Raw genomic sequence first — 16,503 nt, forward strand, 5'->3', positions numbered from 1 at the left:
TGGGTCAGCCGAGCGCGGCGGACCATTCGTCGGCCTTGAAACCGACCAGAATGCCGCCCGCGTGCTCGGCGATGGGGCGCTTGATGACCGAGGGGTTGGCAGCGAGCAGGGCGGGTGCGGTTTCGGCGCTGGCAGCGCGTGCCTTGTCCTCATCGGACAGAGCGCGGTAGGTCGTGCCCTTGCGGTTCAGCACGGTGTCGAGCCCCGCAGCAGCGATCCACGCGGCGATCTTTTCGGGATCGGCGCCTTCGTTCTTGTAGTCATGGAAGGTGTAGTCCCTGCCCTGCGTATCGAGCCAAACGCGGGACTTCTTGACCGTGTCGCAATTGGGGATGCCGTAGAGGTGGATCACTTTAGCTTTCCTCGTCATTGCGAGCAGCCGCAGGCTGCGCGGCAATCCATGGCCTGACATTGCTGTGAAGCGCAATCCGGGAGGTCAGTCCATGGATTGCTTCATCGTTAGTGCTCCTCGCAATGACGAAGCGGAGGGTCAAGAGCGCGGCGTCAGATGTGCATCGGCAATCGCCACGGCGAGCGCATCGGCGGCGTCGCTTCCGGCAATGGGCACGCCCGGCAGCAGCACCTTGACCATCGCGGCGACCTGCACCTTTTCTGCCGCGCCGGTGCCGGTAAGCGCCTTCTTGACGAGCCGCGCCGCGTGTTCGTTGACCGTCAGCCCTGCCGCCCCGCAAGCGGCCAGCACTGCGCCGCGGGCCTGTGCCAGCTTGAGCGTGGATTGCGGGTTCTTGTTGACGAAGATTTCCTCCGCCGCTGCGCGGCGGGGCCGGTGCTCGGCGATCACCGCAGCCAGCCCCGCCTGCAAGGCCGCCAGCCGCTCGGCCATCGGCGCTTGCGCGTCGGTCTTGATCTGGCCGTTGGCGATGTGGCTGATCCTCGCCCCCTCGGCCCGGATCACGCCCCAGCCTGTCGACGACAGCGAGGGGTCAAGGCCGAGGATGATCAGCCCAGCTTCTCCATAACCGCGTCGGAGATTTCGTAGTTCCCCCAAACGGTCTGCACATCGTCGTCATCATCGAGCGTGTCGATCAGCTTCATCAGCGTGCCCGCAACTTCCTCGTTGACGTCGACCGTCAGCACCGGCTTCCAGGCCAGCTTCACATTGTCCGCCGGGCCGAGCACCTTTTCGAGCTCGCCCGCCACGCCATGCAGCGCGTCGGCGGCGGTCCAGATGGTGTGGCCGTCTTCGGAGGATTCGACATCATCCGCGCCCGCCTCGATCGCGGCTTCGAGCACCTTTTCCTCGTCGCCCACGCTGGCGCCGTATTCGATCAGGCCGCGGCGCTCAAAGCCGTGCGACACGCTGCCTTCGCTGCCGAGATTGCCGCCATTCTTGCTGAAGGCGGTGCGGACATTGGTGGCGGTGCGGTTACGGTTGTCAGTCAGCGCCTCGACGATCAGCGCGACGCCGCCCGGGCCATACCCTTCGTAGCGCATCTCGATATAGTCTTCGCCGCCGGCCTGCGAGGCCTTGTCGATCGCGCGCTGGATATTGTCCTTCGGCATCGACTGCGCCTTGGCGGCATTGACTGCAAGCCGCAGACGCGGGTTCATGTCGGGATCGGGCATGCCCATCTTGGCCGCCACGGTGATCTCGCGAGAGAGCTTGGAGAACATCGCGGCGCGTTTCTTGTCCTGCGCACCCTTGCGGTGCATGATGTTCTTGAACTTGGAATGGCCTGCCATTGGACGACTTCACCGGTAATGTTGGAGATTTGAGCGCCGCCCTTACTCCGGACGGCGCGGGCGACGCAAGGCCGCGTGCGATGGGCCTGCGCGAACGGCTGGTCGATGTGGCGCGGTTTGTCGCGCGCCCCGCGTTCATGCCGCAACCGGCGGCGTGGGGCAGGGCGGCGGCGCTGGCGCTGCTGGTGGTGTTCGCGCTCGACATGGCGGTCGATACGCTGGTGAGCGAACTGACCCATATCTGGGACGACAGTGCGGGGTTCCTGCCGGTGCCACTGGAATATGAAACCACGCTGGCCGGAGATCTGTTCGATTTCCTGATCCTGGCACCGGTCATGGAAGAGCTGGCGTTCCGCGGTTGGCTGACCGGGCGGATGGCAGCGCTCAGATTCGGTGCCTGCGGTATGGTGGCGATGGGCCTGCTGACAGCCAGTGTCTTTGCACCGGCGGAATACGCGATTCCGCTGACGCTGGCAGGCATGGCGCTGGCCTTTGCCGGGCTGCTTCACTGGCTTGCCACGCGGGATCGGGACACTGAAGTTCCCGCGTGGTTCGCCCGCCATTTCCACTGGTTCGTTTGGGGATCCAGCCTGTTGTTCGGTCTGATCCACCTCGGCAATTACGAGCCGCTGGGGCATCCGCTGGGGGTGCTGGTGGTGCTGCCGCAAACCATTGGCGGGCTGCTGCTCGCCTACACCCGCACCCGGCTTGGGCTGGGCGCGGCGATGGCCCACCACGCCGCCTACAATGCGCTGTTTCTGGCGGAGGATTACGGTTGGTGGTGAGGGGCCCAAGCATCGCGCGGAAAAGTGGGCACCGGTTTTCCGCAAAAGCGATGCGACAACCAAAAGATCAGACCCGCACCGCCGTGCCGCTGGCGCTGACCATGAGCATCGATCCGTTGGGGCCGATCACCTCATAATCGAGATCGATGGCCACCACCGCATTGCCGCCAAGGGCTGCGGCTTCGGCCTGCAATTCCTCGATTGCCTGCTTGCGGGCATCGGCGAGGATGCGTTCATACGAGCCCGAACGACCGCCGACGATGTCGCGGATATTGGCGAACAGATCGCGGAAAAGGTTTGCGCCCACGATCACCTCGCCGGTGACGATGCCGAGGTAATCCTGAATCGGACGCCCTTCGAGCGTCGGGGTGGTGCTGACGATGATGCCGCGCGCGTCTTTCCACGGGGATGCCATAGGAAACTCTCCTGATGATACTGTCTTACGCAGATAACACAGCGCGGAGAAATTTCAATGACACCCCGCGCCGGTTACGCCATGCCGAGGGCGTTCTTGTAGGTTTCCAGCAGCATGTCCTGTTCGCTGCGATCATCGGGCTTCATTTTCCGCAGGCGCACGATCTGGCGCATGATCTTGGGGTCATAGCCGACCGCCTTGGCTTCCATGTAGACGTCGCGGATGTCGTCGGCGATGCCCTTCTTTTCTTCCTCAAGGCGTTCGATGCGCTCGATCAGCAGGCGCAGGCGGTCGTCGGTGGCGTCAGCCATGGGGGTCTCCATCGGAAAAACGAGAATCGGTCGGCCGGTGCGATAGCCAGCCCGAGCCGCCGATTGAACCGCCCTTGCGAATTATTCCTGTGCGTTCTTCGCGATACTCGCTTCCATCCGGGCGAGCTGCTCGGGCGTGGCAGGGGTCTGGCGGGTCGCTTTCCATTCCGCGCCGGGCATCCCGTGGATCACCTCGCGCGCGGCCTCCCTGCCGCCGTCGAAACCTGCATCCCTGATCCAGTCGGCGAGACAATTGCGGCAGAAGCCCGCCAGCCCCATCAGATCGATGTTCTGGGCATCGTGGCGGTGCCGCAGGTGCCGCACCAGCCGGCGGAAGGCGGCGGCGGCCTGCGCGTCGTCCAGAGCATCGAGCGGATCGGCATTGCTATTCATCGCGGCTTTTCCTTGAGTTGAAATCCGGCTGTGCCATAGGCGCCGGTAACGAGGGATCATAAGAAATGTCACGACGCGATCAGTCAAGGATCGACCCGCGCGGCCGCAAGGTCAAAATTCTCGCCACCATCGGCCCGGCGAGCCGCTCGCCCGAGATGCTCGAGAAGCTGGTGCGCGCCGGGGCGGATGCATTCCGCCTCAATATGAGCCACGGCGCCCATGCCGATCACGAAGCGGCGATCACCGCGATCCGCGCGCTCGAAAAGCAATATGGCAAGCCGATTGCGATCCTCGCCGATTTGCAGGGGCCCAAGCTGCGGGTGGGGGCCTTCAAAGACGGGCAGGCGGTAATCCGCCATTCGGGGCATTTCACGCTCGACCGTGACGAGACGCCGGGCGATGAAAACCGCGTGTGTCTGCCGCACCCCGAGCTGTTCGGCATCATGGAGCGCGGCCAGCGGCTGCTGATCAACGACGGCAAGATCCGGCTGAAGGTGCTGGAGGCGGACGAAAACCGCATCCTGTGCAGCGCCGAGGTGGGCGGGGTGATTTCGGACCGCAAGGGCGTGAACGTGCCCGATGCCGAGGTGCCGATCCCGGCGCTTACCGAAAAGGACCGCCGCGATCTGGCCTTTGCCACCGAACACGGGGCGGACTGGATTGCGCTGTCGTTCGTGCAGCGGCCCGAGGACATCGCCGAGGCGCGCAAGCTGATCGGCAGCCGCAATGTCGCGATCTGCGCCAAGATCGAAAAGCCGCAGGCGGTGCACCGGCTCGATGAAATCATCGAACTGGCCGATGGCATCATGGTCGCCCGCGGCGATCTGGGCGTGGAACTTGAACCCTTCGAGGTGCCGCCGCTGCAAAAGCGCATCGTCAACGCGGCGCGCCGGGCGGGCAAGCCGGTGATCGTGGCGACGCAGATGCTCGAATCGATGATCGAAAGCCCCTCGCCCACCCGCGCCGAGGTCTCCGACGTCGCCAATGCGGTCTATGACGGGGCGGACGCGGTGATGCTTTCCGCTGAAAGCGCGGCCGGTGCCTGGCCGGAAGAATCGGTCGCGATGATGGACCGGATCGCGGTGCAGGTTGAGCGGGACGAGGGTTACAAGGCGCGGGTGCGTTTCCTCGACACACCGCCCGATGCGACGACGTCGGACGCGCTGGCGCATTCGTGCATGACCATCGCCGATACGGTGCCGATCAGCGCGATCACCGTGTTTACCGCCTCAGGCTCGACCGCAAGGCGGGTGGCACGCGAACGCCCTGCCACGCCGATGCTGGTGCTCACCCCATCGGTCCGCACGGCGCGCCGCGTGGCGCTGCTGTGGGGGGCGCATGCGGTGGTGACAAAGGACATCGGCAGCTTCGAGGAAATGATCGGCAAGGGCCGCCGCATGGCGCTGCGCCATGGCTTTGCCCAAGGCGGATCGAAGCTGATCGTGCTGGCCGGGGTGCCCTTCGGCACGCCGGGGGCGACCAACCTGCTCCATGTGGTGACAGTGACGGGCGACGAGCTCGAACGGCACGGCAGCTGAACACGACAGCTGAAAATGGGGGGCTGGACGCGGGGCGTCCGGCTGATACCTTGGGCCTGACACCGGCAATGACCGGCACGGATCGGGGAGGACGGCATGAGGCAGGCAATCGCGGCTCTTTGCGCCATGACGCTGGCAGGCTGTGCCTCGACGGGGGCAGAAACAACGCCGGATCCGGTGGCCGTCGGGCCGATGACCTGCAACGCCGGGGCCGCGCAATATCATGTCGGCCATGATGCGACACAGGCCATGGGGGCGGCCATCCTGAAAGACAGCGGTGCGCGCAGCCTGCGCTGGGGTCCGCCCAATTCGGCCTGGACGATGGATTACCGCGAGGACCGGGTGAACGTGCGCTATGACGAAGCCATGACAATCGTCGAGATCACCTGCGGATGAAAGAGCGGCTGCGGGCGAAATCGGGTTCGCCATACGAGACCACCTTCGGCTTTGCCCGCGCGGTGCGCGTTGGCGACCGGATCATCGTGGCCGGCACCGGCCCGGTCGAGCCGGACGGTTCGACCACGCGCGGCGGCGCGGCAGAGCAGGCCGAACGGTGCTGTGCGATCATTGTTGCCGCGATCGAGGAACTCGGTGGCAGCGTTGCCGATGTGGTGCGCACGCGGATGCTGCTGACCGACCCTGCCGATCAGGATGCGGTGGGCGCGGTGCACGCGCGCTTTTTCGGCACGGCCTGCCCGGCGGCGACCATGGCGGGCGTCGCCTGGTTGTGCCGCCCGGAATGGAAGGTCGAGATCGAGGCCGAAGCGGTGGTGCGCGGCTGATGCGGCGGGCGCTGGCATATCTCCTGGCTGGCCTCGCCGGTGTCGGCGGCGGCGTGGCGAGCGCGCTGGCCATGGCAGGACTGCTCCCCGGCACAGATACGCTTGCGTTCGGCAAGGTCGATGTCGGGGGCTGGCGCAGCGATTTTGCGATCGGATCGGAAGCCGCCGATCCCTATACCCGCGCCCGCGTTGCCCGGCATGGCCTGCTGGCGCTGGCCCGTACCGAAGCGGTCTATTTCACCCGTGCGAACGACGATGACGGCGCGCCCCTCAGCGAAAATTGCCGTTATCGCCTGTCGGGAGGTGCCATGCCTGCCGGGTGGTGGTCGGTCACGCTTTACGATGCGCGCTCGATGCTGCCTGCCAACACCGACATGGCGCTCAGTCTCGATGCCGAACAGGCAGGGGCAGGCGCGTGGGAGGCGATCATCGCACCGCTGCGCCCCGAAGGCGCGGGCCACTGGATTTCCAGCAGGGGCGCCGGGACATTCGATCTGACGTTACGGCTCTACATGCCCGATCCCGCGCTGATTTCCGCCCCCCGCGAGACGCTGGAGCCCCCGCGCATCACCCGGATGGGTTGCGGAGGCGCATCGTGAAGCGTTGGGTGGGGCCTGTTGCCGTGCTGCTGGTGGCTGCCTTGGCAAGCCATGCCTTGACGCTGCATTTCGCCCCTGCCCTGATAATGTCGCGGGCCATGGATGTTCTGGAGCAGCGCGGCATGGCGCTCCACCGCTTTACCCCGCCCGCCCGTGTCACCCCGCAGACGCAGAGCGTGGTGCGATCCTCGCCCGATCTCTATTATGCCCTGTGCCGCTACGATCTGGAGCAGGCGCCGGCGGGGCTGGCGCTGGATATGGCGGCATGGCCCGATTACCAGTCGCTGTCGCTGTTCGATGCCCGCACCGACAATTTCGCTACCCTGCGCGGCGCGGGCAAGGCGGTATCCGTGCGCCTGTTGCCTCCGGGCAGCCCGCTGCGGGATGGCGCCATTATCAGCCCGACGGCAAAAGGCGTGATCCTGATCCGTCGCCTCGCCCCCGATGCGGCGCGGTTTGCGGCGGCGGCAGAGGCGGGCAAGGGCGACGCCTGCCGGGAAGTGCTCTAGGCTGCTTCCAGCCGCGTCTCGATCAAGGCGATCAGGCTGGCGAGATCGGGCTGCGCATCAAGCTCGGCTGCGCTCACCAGCACATCGGGCACTGCACCCTCGCCGCCCAGAAGGATGGCAGGCAGGGGGATGTCCCGGCTGTCGAGTTCGTTGCGGAATTCGTCGCGATAAAGAAACAGCGCGGGCATTCCGACCTTGTCGAGAAAGGCCCGCCACGCCCCGCGCTTGGCCACTGCCCCATAGGTCAGCGCGCAGAGCGAGCAGGGATAGGTTGCCGGCGAAACCAGCTTGTGGACCATGTCGCCAAGCGCGCTCGGCAACCCGCCGTTAGCGTTGTAAACGAAGATCAGGGTGGACATTCGGCTTTTCATTCTGCGACTTACGTAGCATGTGCCAGCATGTATGCGGCCTGAACACCCCGCCCTAGCAATTTTCCATAAGCCGCACTTGCGGCCCGCTCTTTCCCGCAAGGCTCAAGGCGGCTAGAGCACCTGCCCATGCACGGACAGTTTCAACTCACCGAAGACCAGCTGGCGATCCGCGAGGTTGCGCAGCGGTTCACCGCCGACAATATCACCCCCAACGCCGCCGAATGGGACGAAAAGCACATCTTTCCCAAGGATGTGATCCAGCGCAGCGCGGAACTGGGCTTTGGCGCCATCTATGTGTCCGAGGAATCGGGCGGGATCGGCCTCGGACGGCTTGAAGCGGCGCTGATCATGGAGGCGATGGCCTATGGCTGCCCTTCCACCAGCGCCTTCATCTCGATCCACAACATGGCCGCATGGATGATCGACCGCTTCGGCGGCGAAGCGGTCAAGGCGAAGTATCTGCCCAGCCTCGTCACCATGGAAAAGATCGCCAGCTATTGCCTGACCGAACCGGGTTCGGGTTCGGACGCCTCGGCGCTCAAGACCACCGCACGGCGGGACGGCGATCACTACGTGCTCAACGGCACCAAGCAGTTCATTTCGGGCGCGGGTGCGAATGAAATCTATGCGGTGATGGTCCGCACCGGGGAGGATGGGCCCAAGGGCATTTCCTGCCTCGTGGTGGAAAAGGACATGCCCGGCGTCAGCTTCGGCGCGCAGGAAAAGAAACTCGGCTGGCATTCGCAGCCGACCGCGCAACTGATCCTCGAAGACGTGCGCGTTCCGGTGGAGAATCTCGTCGGGGGCGAGGGTGAGGGCTTCCGCATCGCGATGATGGGGCTGGATGGCGGGCGGCTGAATATCGGTGCCTGCTCGCTCGGCGGGGCGCAGCGGTGCCTCGACGAGGCGATCCGCTACACCAAGGACCGCAAGCAGTTCGGTCAGGCCGTGGCCGAATTCCAGAACACCCAGTTCATGCTGGCCGACATGGCGACCGATCTGGAAGCGGCGCGCGCGCTGCTCTATCTCGCGGCGGCCAAGGTCACCGACAATGCGCCTGACAAGACGCGGTTTTCGGCCATGGCCAAGCGGCTCGCCACCGACAATGGCAGCGCGGTGGTTGACCGGGCGCTGCAATTGTTCGGCGGATATGGCTATTTGCAGGATTACCCGATCGAGCGCTTCTGGCGCGATCTGCGCGTGCATTCTATCCTTGAAGGCACCAACCAGATCATGCGCATGGTCGTCGGCAGGGATCTGCTGCGCCAGTGATGGCGGCCAAGGAAAGCACTATGACCGACGACGTCCTGATCTCCACCAACGGCCCGATTGGCCATATCAGCCTCAACCGGCCCAAGGCGCTGCACGCGCTGACGCTGGAGATGTGCCACGCGATGAGCGCGGCGCTGACTGCCTGGGCGGATGACGACAGCATCAGGGCAGTGATCCTCGACCATGCCGAAGGGCGTGGCTTCTGCGCAGGCGGGGATATTGCCTTCCTGCGCAATTCGGCACTCAACGATGGCGGGGCGTCGGGCCGCAAGTTCTTCCACGACGAATACCAGCTCAATCATCAGATGTTCACCTATGCCAAGCCGATTGTCGCCTTCATGGACGGCATCACGATGGGCGGCGGGGTGGGTATCAGCCAGCCCGCGAAGTATCGCGTGGCGACCGAAAACACCCGTTTTGCCATGCCCGAAACCGGGATCGGCCTGTTCCCCGATGTCGGCGGTGGCTGGTATCTCTCGCGCCTCGGCGGCAGGCTCGGGCAATTCCTCGCATTGACCGGTGCGCGGCTCGACGGGTCGGAATGCCTGTGGACGGGGCTTGCCACCCATTACGTGCCGCACGACATGCTGGAGGATATCAAGGCGCGCATCCACGATCATCCGGACCGGATTGCGGGCATCCTCAGCGAACCGGTCGGCACTCCGCCAAAGGCGCGGATCGAGGCCAATGCCGACAAGATCGTCAAGCATTTCCACTCCGACCGTTTCGAGGATATCCTCGCCAGCCTCGAAGCTGCTGCCGACGCCGGAGACGACTGGGCGATGAAGGAGCGCGACACGCTCGGCACCAAGAGCCCGCAGACCTGCAAGGTTGCCTTGCGCCAGCTGGCGGAAAGCGCCGCTCTTTCGGACTTCGCCGACAATATGCGGATGGAATACCGCATCGCCAGCCGCGTGCTGACCCGCCCGGATTTTGCCGAAGGGGTGCGTGCGGTGATTGTCGACAAGACCAACGACCCCAAGTGGGACCCCGCAACCCCTGAGGGTGTGACCGAAGACCTGCTCGATGCGATCTTCGCGCCCCTGCCCGCAGACGAGGAATGGAACCCCCTATGACCTACGAAACCATCACCGTCGAAACCGATGCGCGGGGCACGCAGGGCGTCACCCTGCTGACGATCAACCGCCCGCAGGCGCTGAACGCGCTCAATTCGCAGGTGCTGGCGGAGCTGATCGAGGCCTTTGCCGCCTATCAGGCCGATGCCTCGCAGCTTTGCGCGATCCTCACCGGCAGCGGCGACAAGGCCTTTGCCGCCGGGGCCGACATCAAGGAAATGAGCGAGAAGGCCGCGGCCGATTTCTACCTCGACGATTTCTTCGCCCCGTGGACTTCGGAAATCGTCAAGAAGACCCGCAAGCCGTGGATCGCCGCGGTCAACGGCTTTGCGCTGGGCGGCGGGTGCGAACTCGCGATGATGGCAGATTTCATCATCGCGAGCGACAAGGCGAAGTTCGGACAGCCCGAGATCAAGCTCGGCGTCGCGCCGGGCATGGGCGGCTCGCAGCGTCTGACCCGCGCGATCGGCAAGTCGAAGTCGATGGAAATGTGCCTTACCGGCCGGATGATGGGCGCCGAGGAAGCCGAGCGCAGCAATCTGGTGGCGCGCGTGGTGCCGCATGACGAACTGATCGCAGAGACGCTCAAGACCGCCGCGACCATCGCCGCCATGCCGCCGATGGCGACCATTGCGAACAAGGAGATGGTCAACTCGGCCTTCGAGATGACGCTCGATCAGGGCCTGATCGTCGAACGCCGGATATTCCAGATCCTGACGGCGAGCGAGGACAAGGCCGAGGGCATGGCCGCCTTTATCGAGAAGCGCGAAGGGCAGTGGAAGGGGCGTTAGGCTTAAGCGTCACCCCAGCGAAGGCTGGGGTCTAGCGCGGAAAGCGCTGCGCAAGGTGGCCCTAGGTCCCAGCTTTCGCTGGGATGACGAGAGAGGGGAACAGTAATGAAAATCGCCTTTATCGGCCTCGGCAACATGGGCGGCGGGATGGCCGCCAACCTTGTGAAAGCAGGCCACGAGGTCCGCGCTTTCGACCTGAGCGAAACAGCACTCGCCGCCGCGCGTGAGGCGGGGTGCAGCACATTCGCCACCGCGAAGGAGGCCTGCCAAGGTGCCGAGGCGGTCGTCTCGATGCTGCCCAACGGCGCGATCGTGAAGCAAGTCTATTGGGACGACGTGATCGGCTACGCCCCCGAAGGCGCGATCCTGCTCGATTGCTCGACCATAGACGTCGCCACCGCGCGCGAGGTGATTTCGGTGACCGAGGCCCACGGCTACCAGATGGTCGATGCGCCCGTCTCCGGCGGCATCGCAGCGGCGGCGGGCGGCACGCTGACCTTCATGGTCGGCGGGTCGGACGAGGCCTTCGCCCGCGCCAAGCCGATCCTCGAAGCCATGGGCAAGGCTGTGATCCATGCGGGCGCAGCGGGCAACGGGCAGGCGGCCAAGATCTGCAACAACATGCTGCTGGCGATCCACATGATCGGCACTTGCGAGGCCTTTGCCATGGCGCAGAAGCTGGGGCTCGACCCGCAGACATTCTATGACATTTCCAGCGTATCGTCAGGCCAGAACTGGTCGATGACCTCCTATTGCCCCGTCCCCGGAGTCGGGCCGGTGACCCCGGCGGATAACGGCTATCAGGGCGGATTTGCCGCCGGGCTGATGCTGAAAGACCTCAAGCTGGCGATGGAAGCGGCGCAGAGTGCCGGGGCGAAGGTCGAGTTGGGCGATCACGCCCGCGCGATCTACGAAGCCTTTGCCAAGGACAATGCGGGCACCGACTTTTCGGGGATCATCCGCACGCTTTGACCATCGCCTGCCGGAGCCGTTCGGCCGCCGCAGCATCGCGATTGGCCAGGCCCTTCACCGTTTGCGCAAGCAGGCCGCAGTCGAAGTCAGCGCCCCGCGCCATGCTGCTCACGGCGATTTCCGCGAAGGCATCGGGCGGCATGACCGACAGCCCGCGCCGCAGGAACAGGCTGTGCCACCGCTCGCCCCCGCTGACGATATCGGTCATGGTGGAGCGACCGGGTCCGCCTGCCTCGCCCAGCACCTGCGGGCCGAGCTCGGCCAGCAAGGCTTCCGGCGTCGCGGTGCGCAGGAACAGCGCGGCATAGCGACGCGCCGCTTCGGGCATATCGCCGGCATCCAGCGCCAGCCGCAGCACGGCTTCCTGCGCCAGCGGCTCGCGCCAGCCGCGCTGTCCGGCGATCTGGATGGTCAGCGTGGATTGCTCCGCCTTGCCCGCCTTGGCCTGCGCAATCGCCAGCAGGCTGAGGTATTCGGCCGGCACAGGGCGGCGGCGCACCAGCGTTTCGGCTTCGGCCAGCGCCGCAGCCGGATCGCCGGATTCCAGCGCCGCAAGCGTCACGCGGGTTTGGGCAAAATCGCGCAAGGGTGGCGGCACAAGGCCCGCGACTTCAGGCGTGACTTCCGCCTGCTTGTCGACCTGCAACATGGCAGTGAGCACGGCCAGAGCCAGCAGCGAACCCAGCCAGACAATCCTTCCTGTCATCGTTCGGCCCTCCCGCCGCTCGCCGCGACATGGGCCAGCAGCAGCAAGGCCAGACCGGCAAACGCCAGCATTGTCTGGTTGCGCAGCGGATAATCGGTGATCGATTGCAACGCGATGGCGAGCAGGAAGGCACTGCCGCTCCACCCGATCCACCGGCGTGAAGACAGGCGCGCACGCCAGCTGAGCCAGCCGATCACCAGCACCCACAGCGCCGCGATCGCCAGACCGGCAATCCCGGCCTCGATCGCCAGTTCGATATAGTCATTATGCGCGCGCCCGGCCTTGCGGCGGGTAAGGTTTTCGAGCGATTCGTCGATCTGGAACACCTCGTCGAAGGTGCCCTGCCCCGCGCCTGCGGGCCAGTAGCGATCGACCGAATAGGTCGCATCATCCCAGATGAAGCGGCGCGGATCGTCCTTGGCCTCGAACCGTTCGAGCGTTTCGCTGATCCGGCCCGGAGCGGCAACCACCAGCGCGGCGGCTCCCGTCGCGGCGAGCGCAAGGGCGGCGAGCGCAATCAGCACTATCCGCCCGGCCCCATGCTGTTTCGGGCCGGACAACCCCTGCCGTTCTTCAAGCCACCACCACACCAGTCGTGCACCGCCGAGAAGCACCGGGATGGCCCCCAGCACCAGTGCGGTGCGGGACTTGGTGAGGACGATACCGAGCAGCAGCAGCGCGCACACGCCCAGCCGGATGATTTGCAGCGCGGGCTGGGGGCGCAGCGACTTCACCGGAAGGGGCAGCACAGCCGCCAACGCCAGTGCGAAGCCCAGCAGCAGGCCGGTCGAATTGCGGTTGGCAAAGGTGCCGCGCAGGATGCCGCCGTTCTCGCTGTTGCTGAACAGGCTGGTATCGCCCGCAGGCGAGGCCAGCTGGACCGCGCCGATGCCGATCGTGACAAGTCCCAGCGCGACTGTCAGCCAGCCGAGGTCGATCAGCCGGTGGCGCGGCAGGTTCCAGCCTGCGACCAGCACCGCCAGCGGTGTGACCAGCGCAGTGAGTGCCAGCAGCGTGCGGCGCGGATCGAGGCTCAGCGTCATCCAGCCGGGCTCGGCACCGGTCATTTCCAGCGATCGTGTGACGAGTTCGCGGCCGGGAAGGGCGGTCCAGACCGATGGCGGCAGGGGGATGATCTGGATCAGCGGCAGTGCGCAGGCGAGTGCGATGGCGATTCGCAGCAGGGCCGGTGATTCGCTCCAGAAGCGCACAAAGCCGCCTCTGGCCGTTGCAAGCGCGGCAAAGGCAGCGATCTGCACGGCGAGGTTGGCGAGGGCGAAGCGGCTCCCGCCGCCGCCGAGCGCGAAGGCAACCAGCAGGAGCAGTATCAGCGCAGGCAAAGCGAAGCGATGGGCCGCGTGTCTTTCCAAGGTGTGATGTCCGCGGAGAGAGAGAAGGCCGGGCCTGGCCTGCAAGAACAGCGCGCCACGGCAGTCCGGAAAAAGAAACGCCCGGTCGTGAAGGCCGGGCGTTGCTTGAATATCAAGGGGTCAGCTGTTGCTGGACGCCTGTCAGGTGCCCGGCGACTGGCCGTCATCGTCCGACTGGGTCGCGAACACGATGCCGGTGATGATCAGGCCGCTGGCGATCAGGGCGAGCACGATCGAGAGGCCGCTCTTGATCGATTCGCCGTTGTCTTCACGGCCCATGCCCGGAACCGAGGACGAAGCGCTGTAAACCGCGCCGCTGTCGCCTGCACGGGTGCCGGCCTGAGCGGCAATCGGTGCGAATGCCATGCTGGCCGCAGCAGCGGCGAACATCATGCGGGAAACGGTCTTGATCATAATTCTGCCCTTGTCTGAAGGTGTCTAATGAAATCTTCGCTTAGGTTGTTACCGCAATGCAGCACGCTTGGCAACATGCTTAGGACAAAGAAGTTAATCATTCCCGTCATGTCGCCGCGGTTCGGCGGTCAGGAGGACGTGATAGCGCCCGATATCGCCGCCGGTCACGATCGTTTCGCCATGAACCAGCCATGCGTGGGCGCCGAAACCGGTCGTGTCGGCTTTCTCCACCCCGATCCGGATCTCGCTGGCGAGACCCTTGGCGGAAAGCCAGTTCTGCGCGGCGATCGCCTGGATCAGGCAATCGCTCCGCCATGGCAGACGCGCCGAGATGCGGGGCAGGACAAAGGCGATCCGTTCCATGACCGCGGCAGCACCGGCGGGTGGAGCGGCTCTCGCCGCAGCGGAGGATGCGCGATTGCGCTGCGGGATTTCGGATACTTGAAGCCGTGCTTCGGACAGCAGCTGTTCGCACAGCGGTGCAGGCCAGCCCGGGGCGCTGCCGAGCAACAGCGCTATGCCGTGGAACTCGGCACGGGCTGCCAGCAGCGCAGCACCCTCCGGATCGTTCCAGCTCTCCGGCCAAGTGGGCAGGCTGGCCGATGCAAGGCTGCAACGGACGCATTCCGCGAGGAACCGGTCAGCCGTGTCGATCGAACTCATGGTCAGCATCTGCTCTGGCTGGTGTTGCGTGCGGGACGCTTCAGCTTGCTACTGCCAAAGCCAGATTTCTCCAAACGCCGGGGAACAGGAAGCGGTGACGCAGGATCGAAAGACGCCGCGCGACAAAGCCGATTTCCGGCAGTTGAGCAAACCGGCGGGACAGGGATGCTGCTGCCGGCGCGTCGTGTTCCAGCCGCTCCGCCAGCGCGGCGGCTTGCTGTGCGCGCACGGCCAGCTTCTGCTGCATGACAGCGCGGTAATTCGCCTGACCCATGGCGGCGCTGGCCGATGCCTCGCGCGGGTTCGACACGTTGTTGCCGTGGATGCGGTAATCGATATGCGGCACAGGATCGTACACCACCGTGCCCTGTGCCGCTGCGATCAGGCTGATCCACCAGTCGTGCATAACAGCTTGGGCCGGGATCGGCAGGCAGGCCTGCACCAGTGCGCGGTTCATCGTGGTCGTGCAGCCCACCACCGAGGCGTGGATCAGCGTGCGGCGCAGGCTTTGCGAGCAGGCCGGATCGATCTGCTTCATCGCCCAGAACGAGGGCCGCGACACCGCGCCATCGCCATCGATCACACGCAGATCGCCGTGTGCGAGCACCGGATGGTCTGCCCCCTGCTGCGCCTCCACTGCGCGCACCATGCCAAGGCCGCAGGCGACCTTGTCGGGGTGCCAGATGTCGTCATGATCGACAAGCAGGACATAATCCGCGCTCGCCGCGCCAAGCAGCCGCGCGAAGTTCATCATCGCCGAACCGGATGGCGCGTCGTGTTCAAGAATGCGCGGAGGATGACGGAAACGCGGTGCGAACTGCGCGATGATGTCCAGCGTGGCATCGCGTGATCCATCGTCGGAGACCACCAGCACGAAATCGTCATGCGTCTGGGTCGCCAGCGATTCCAGCAGCGGCGCCAGAAAACGCTCGCTGTTATAGGTGGCCAGCAGCAGTTCGACCGACGGGCTGGACATCATGCGCCTGCGATATTCGCACCGCAGAAACCCGGATCGCGCACGCTGTCCGACGTCTTGCGCACCACCACTTCGAATTGCAGCGCCAGAAAGCGGCGGAACAGGCCGAGCGTCAGCTTGTCGAACAGCGCCAGCGTGCGGTTGCGAATGCGCATCTGGCTGGCGACCAGTTCCAGCCCGCTGCATGTCATCAGCTTTTCCGCCGACTTGCGCGAGAAGAAGCGGATGTGGGTGCGGTCGAACAGCCCCGTGTGGTCGTAGTGCCAGGTGCCACCAACCACGCGCGCGATGAAGCGCAGGTGCTGGGTATTGGGCACCGAGGCGACGATGGTTGCGCCCATCGGCAGGGTTTCGTGCAGCTCGGCGATCAGCGCCCAGGGATCATAGACATGTTCGAGCACGCACAGGCAGAACACCAGATCGAACGGATCTGTGCTCGCCAGCGCCTCGGTGATCGCACCGCGGCGGTTAAGATCGACCTGAAATGTGCCATCGGTGATCTCCGCCGCCTTGGCCAGCGCATCGGCCGAATAATCGGCCACGAATACGGCGTCGGCACCAAGCGATTGCTTGATCGCCTGTGCGAACCTTCCGGAGGATCCGCCGATGTCCAGAATCCGGCGCGGGCCGGGAGGGCAGATCGCCTCGATCCCTTCGCGCTGGGACTGGGTGTAGATCGGGGTAATCACATCTGCCATGCGGTACCTTCCAAGCCGGTGCCTGTGAACTCCTGCGACAAGTCCATTATTTCGCACTTGCACCTAAACGGCGCAGTGATGCGGGGAAAGCCACTTTTTCGGGATTTTCCCGTATTTGGCGATTGACCCTCCAAGTCCGTGCTGCAATGCAGCACCCG

The 16,503-nt window shown here is 65.2% G+C and carries 23 protein-coding genes; 10 read left to right on the forward strand and 13 right to left on the reverse strand.

All coding sequences use genetic code 11. From position 1 onward, the window contains the following. Positions 1-4: 4 nt before the first annotated feature. From ACU0AG_RS11330 to ACU0AG_RS11340, 3 genes are all read right to left on the reverse strand, one after another. The gene (locus ACU0AG_RS11330) at positions 5-352 is read right to left on the reverse strand and encodes an arsenate reductase (protein ID WP_482782392.1); all 348 of its coding nucleotides are present in this window, start codon (positions 350-352) and stop codon (positions 5-7) included. A 138-nt stretch (positions 353-490) separates the two neighbouring features. Further along, a complete protein-coding gene (ruvC, locus tag ACU0AG_RS11335; protein WP_482782452.1) occupies positions 491-964 on the reverse strand; it encodes a crossover junction endodeoxyribonuclease RuvC in 474 nt (157 codons plus the stop codon). Then, positions 961-1,704: a YebC/PmpR family DNA-binding transcriptional regulator gene (locus ACU0AG_RS11340; RefSeq protein ID WP_482782393.1), complete on the reverse strand. Its 744-nt coding sequence runs from the start codon at positions 1,702-1,704 to the stop codon at positions 961-963. The genes ruvC and ACU0AG_RS11340 overlap by 4 nt, the downstream gene beginning before the upstream one ends. A gap of 29 nt (positions 1,705-1,733) precedes the next feature. Between ACU0AG_RS11340 and ACU0AG_RS11345 the strand changes: the two genes are divergently transcribed. Next, a complete protein-coding gene (locus ACU0AG_RS11345) occupies positions 1,734-2,489 on the forward strand; it encodes a CPBP family glutamic-type intramembrane protease (protein ID WP_482782394.1) in 756 nt (251 codons plus the stop codon). A gap of 67 nt (positions 2,490-2,556) precedes the next feature. On the opposite strand, the gene ACU0AG_RS11350 is transcribed toward ACU0AG_RS11345, so the two are convergent. From ACU0AG_RS11350 to ACU0AG_RS11360, 3 genes are all read right to left on the reverse strand, one after another. Beyond that, positions 2,557-2,904: a heavy metal-binding domain-containing protein gene (locus tag ACU0AG_RS11350; protein ID WP_482782395.1), complete on the reverse strand. Its 348-nt coding sequence runs from the start codon at positions 2,902-2,904 to the stop codon at positions 2,557-2,559. A gap of 74 nt (positions 2,905-2,978) precedes the next feature. Further along, positions 2,979-3,215: a DUF2312 domain-containing protein gene (locus ACU0AG_RS11355; protein WP_086606733.1), complete on the reverse strand. Its 237-nt coding sequence runs from the start codon at positions 3,213-3,215 to the stop codon at positions 2,979-2,981. Positions 3,216-3,296: 81 nt separating this feature from the next. After that, complete coding sequence (locus ACU0AG_RS11360; protein ID WP_482782396.1) at positions 3,297-3,608, reverse strand: DUF1244 domain-containing protein; 312 nt, start codon at positions 3,606-3,608, stop codon at positions 3,297-3,299. 65 nt (positions 3,609-3,673) lie between these two features. Between ACU0AG_RS11360 and pyk the strand changes: the two genes are divergently transcribed. The 5 genes from pyk (at position 3,674) to ACU0AG_RS11385 (ending at position 7,036) form a co-directional block, all read left to right on the forward strand. Next, on the forward strand, positions 3,674-5,146 hold the full coding sequence (gene pyk / locus ACU0AG_RS11365; protein ID WP_482782397.1) for a pyruvate kinase: 1,473 nt from the start codon (positions 3,674-3,676) through the stop codon (positions 5,144-5,146). 96 nt (positions 5,147-5,242) lie between these two features. After that, positions 5,243-5,542: an I78 family peptidase inhibitor gene (locus ACU0AG_RS11370; RefSeq protein ID WP_482782398.1), complete on the forward strand. Its 300-nt coding sequence runs from the start codon at positions 5,243-5,245 to the stop codon at positions 5,540-5,542. Then, positions 5,539-5,928, forward strand: a complete 390-nt coding sequence (locus tag ACU0AG_RS11375; protein WP_482782399.1) for a RidA family protein — start codon at positions 5,539-5,541, stop codon at positions 5,926-5,928. Before ACU0AG_RS11370 ends, ACU0AG_RS11375 begins: the two co-directional genes overlap by 4 nt. Next, the gene (locus ACU0AG_RS11380; RefSeq protein ID WP_482782400.1) at positions 5,928-6,527 is read left to right on the forward strand and encodes a DUF1214 domain-containing protein; all 600 of its coding nucleotides are present in this window, start codon (positions 5,928-5,930) and stop codon (positions 6,525-6,527) included. The genes ACU0AG_RS11375 and ACU0AG_RS11380 overlap by 1 nt, the downstream gene beginning before the upstream one ends. Beyond that, entirely contained in the window at positions 6,524-7,036 is a 513-nt protein-coding gene (locus ACU0AG_RS11385) for a DUF1254 domain-containing protein (RefSeq protein ID WP_482782401.1), read from the forward strand. Before ACU0AG_RS11380 ends, ACU0AG_RS11385 begins: the two co-directional genes overlap by 4 nt. Here the strand turns inward: ACU0AG_RS11385 and ACU0AG_RS11390 are convergent. After that, a complete protein-coding gene (locus ACU0AG_RS11390) occupies positions 7,033-7,395 on the reverse strand; it encodes a hypothetical protein (RefSeq protein WP_482782402.1) in 363 nt (120 codons plus the stop codon). The two genes, ACU0AG_RS11385 and ACU0AG_RS11390, sit on opposite strands and share 4 nt — an antisense overlap. Positions 7,396-7,533: 138 nt before the next feature. Here ACU0AG_RS11390 and ACU0AG_RS11395 point away from each other — a divergent pair, with 138 nt between their 5' ends. From ACU0AG_RS11395 to mmsB, 4 genes are all read left to right on the forward strand, one after another. After that, positions 7,534-8,679 carry an acyl-CoA dehydrogenase family protein gene (locus tag ACU0AG_RS11395; RefSeq protein ID WP_482782403.1) on the forward strand — a complete coding sequence of 382 codons (1,146 nt, stop codon included), beginning with the start codon at positions 7,534-7,536 and terminating at the stop codon, positions 8,677-8,679. A gap of 20 nt (positions 8,680-8,699) precedes the next feature. Next, positions 8,700-9,755, forward strand: coding sequence for an enoyl-CoA hydratase/isomerase family protein (locus ACU0AG_RS11400; RefSeq protein ID WP_482782404.1), 1,056 nt, complete (start codon positions 8,700-8,702; stop codon positions 9,753-9,755). Beyond that, a complete protein-coding gene (locus ACU0AG_RS11405; RefSeq protein ID WP_482782405.1) occupies positions 9,752-10,546 on the forward strand; it encodes an enoyl-CoA hydratase-related protein in 795 nt (264 codons plus the stop codon). Before ACU0AG_RS11400 ends, ACU0AG_RS11405 begins: the two co-directional genes overlap by 4 nt. Before the next feature lie 105 nt (positions 10,547-10,651). Beyond that, entirely contained in the window at positions 10,652-11,518 is an 867-nt protein-coding gene (gene mmsB, locus ACU0AG_RS11410; RefSeq protein WP_482782406.1) for a 3-hydroxyisobutyrate dehydrogenase, read from the forward strand. On the opposite strand, the gene ACU0AG_RS11415 is transcribed toward mmsB, so the two are convergent. The 6 genes from ACU0AG_RS11415 to ACU0AG_RS11440 form a co-directional block, all read right to left on the reverse strand. Next, positions 11,502-12,224: a hypothetical protein gene (locus tag ACU0AG_RS11415; RefSeq protein ID WP_482782407.1), complete on the reverse strand. Its 723-nt coding sequence runs from the start codon at positions 12,222-12,224 to the stop codon at positions 11,502-11,504. The genes mmsB and ACU0AG_RS11415 overlap by 17 nt on opposite strands. Further along, the gene (locus ACU0AG_RS11420) at positions 12,221-13,564 is read right to left on the reverse strand and encodes an O-antigen ligase family protein (RefSeq protein WP_482782408.1); all 1,344 of its coding nucleotides are present in this window, start codon (positions 13,562-13,564) and stop codon (positions 12,221-12,223) included. Before ACU0AG_RS11420 ends, ACU0AG_RS11415 begins: the two co-directional genes overlap by 4 nt. Positions 13,565-13,735: 171 nt before the next feature. Beyond that, positions 13,736-14,008, reverse strand: coding sequence for a hypothetical protein (locus tag ACU0AG_RS11425; protein ID WP_482782409.1), 273 nt, complete (start codon positions 14,006-14,008; stop codon positions 13,736-13,738). Positions 14,009-14,101: 93 nt separating this feature from the next. Further along, complete coding sequence (locus ACU0AG_RS11430; RefSeq protein ID WP_482782410.1) at positions 14,102-14,680, reverse strand: lasso peptide biosynthesis B2 protein; 579 nt, start codon at positions 14,678-14,680, stop codon at positions 14,102-14,104. A 31-nt stretch (positions 14,681-14,711) separates the two neighbouring features. Continuing rightward, entirely contained in the window at positions 14,712-15,650 is a 939-nt protein-coding gene (locus ACU0AG_RS11435) for a glycosyltransferase family 2 protein (RefSeq protein ID WP_482782411.1), read from the reverse strand. Continuing rightward, complete coding sequence (locus tag ACU0AG_RS11440; protein WP_482782412.1) at positions 15,647-16,345, reverse strand: class I SAM-dependent methyltransferase; 699 nt, start codon at positions 16,343-16,345, stop codon at positions 15,647-15,649. The genes ACU0AG_RS11435 and ACU0AG_RS11440 overlap by 4 nt, the downstream gene beginning before the upstream one ends. Positions 16,346-16,503: the final 158 nt, after the last annotated feature.

The organism is Erythrobacter sp. RANMB8, from assembly GCF_056848235.1.

Bases quoted from the DNA above. Each gene is read 5' to 3' on its own strand.
- ACU0AG_RS11355 (WP_086606733.1), bottom strand. From the start codon at position 3,215: ATGGCTGACGCCACCGACGACCGCCTGCGCCTGCTGATCGAGCGCATC.
- mmsB (WP_482782406.1), top strand. From the start codon at position 10,652: ATGAAAATCGCCTTTATCGGCCTCGGCAACATGGGCGGCGGGATGGCC.
- ACU0AG_RS11415 (WP_482782407.1), bottom strand. From the start codon at position 12,224: ATGACAGGAAGGATTGTCTGGCTGGGTTCGCTGCTGGCTCTGGCCGTG.
- ACU0AG_RS11340 (WP_482782393.1), bottom strand. From the start codon at position 1,704: ATGGCAGGCCATTCCAAGTTCAAGAACATCATGCACCGCAAGGGTGCG.
- ACU0AG_RS11375 (WP_482782399.1), top strand. From the start codon at position 5,539: ATGAAAGAGCGGCTGCGGGCGAAATCGGGTTCGCCATACGAGACCACC.
- ACU0AG_RS11440 (WP_482782412.1), bottom strand. From the start codon at position 16,345: ATGGCAGATGTGATTACCCCGATCTACACCCAGTCCCAGCGCGAAGGG.
- ACU0AG_RS11370 (WP_482782398.1), top strand. From the start codon at position 5,243: ATGAGGCAGGCAATCGCGGCTCTTTGCGCCATGACGCTGGCAGGCTGT.
- ACU0AG_RS11425 (WP_482782409.1), bottom strand. From the start codon at position 14,008: ATGATCAAGACCGTTTCCCGCATGATGTTCGCCGCTGCTGCGGCCAGC.
- ACU0AG_RS11395 (WP_482782403.1), top strand. From the start codon at position 7,534: ATGCACGGACAGTTTCAACTCACCGAAGACCAGCTGGCGATCCGCGAG.
- ACU0AG_RS11400 (WP_482782404.1), top strand. From the start codon at position 8,700: ATGACCGACGACGTCCTGATCTCCACCAACGGCCCGATTGGCCATATC.
- ACU0AG_RS11380 (WP_482782400.1), top strand. From the start codon at position 5,928: ATGCGGCGGGCGCTGGCATATCTCCTGGCTGGCCTCGCCGGTGTCGGC.
- ACU0AG_RS11430 (WP_482782410.1), bottom strand. From the start codon at position 14,680: ATGCTGACCATGAGTTCGATCGACACGGCTGACCGGTTCCTCGCGGAA.
- ACU0AG_RS11350 (WP_482782395.1), bottom strand. From the start codon at position 2,904: ATGGCATCCCCGTGGAAAGACGCGCGCGGCATCATCGTCAGCACCACC.
- ACU0AG_RS11405 (WP_482782405.1), top strand. From the start codon at position 9,752: ATGACCTACGAAACCATCACCGTCGAAACCGATGCGCGGGGCACGCAG.
- pyk (WP_482782397.1), top strand. From the start codon at position 3,674: ATGTCACGACGCGATCAGTCAAGGATCGACCCGCGCGGCCGCAAGGTC.
- ACU0AG_RS11435 (WP_482782411.1), bottom strand. From the start codon at position 15,650: ATGATGTCCAGCCCGTCGGTCGAACTGCTGCTGGCCACCTATAACAGC.
- ACU0AG_RS11390 (WP_482782402.1), bottom strand. From the start codon at position 7,395: ATGTCCACCCTGATCTTCGTTTACAACGCTAACGGCGGGTTGCCGAGC.
- ACU0AG_RS11360 (WP_482782396.1), bottom strand. From the start codon at position 3,608: ATGAATAGCAATGCCGATCCGCTCGATGCTCTGGACGACGCGCAGGCC.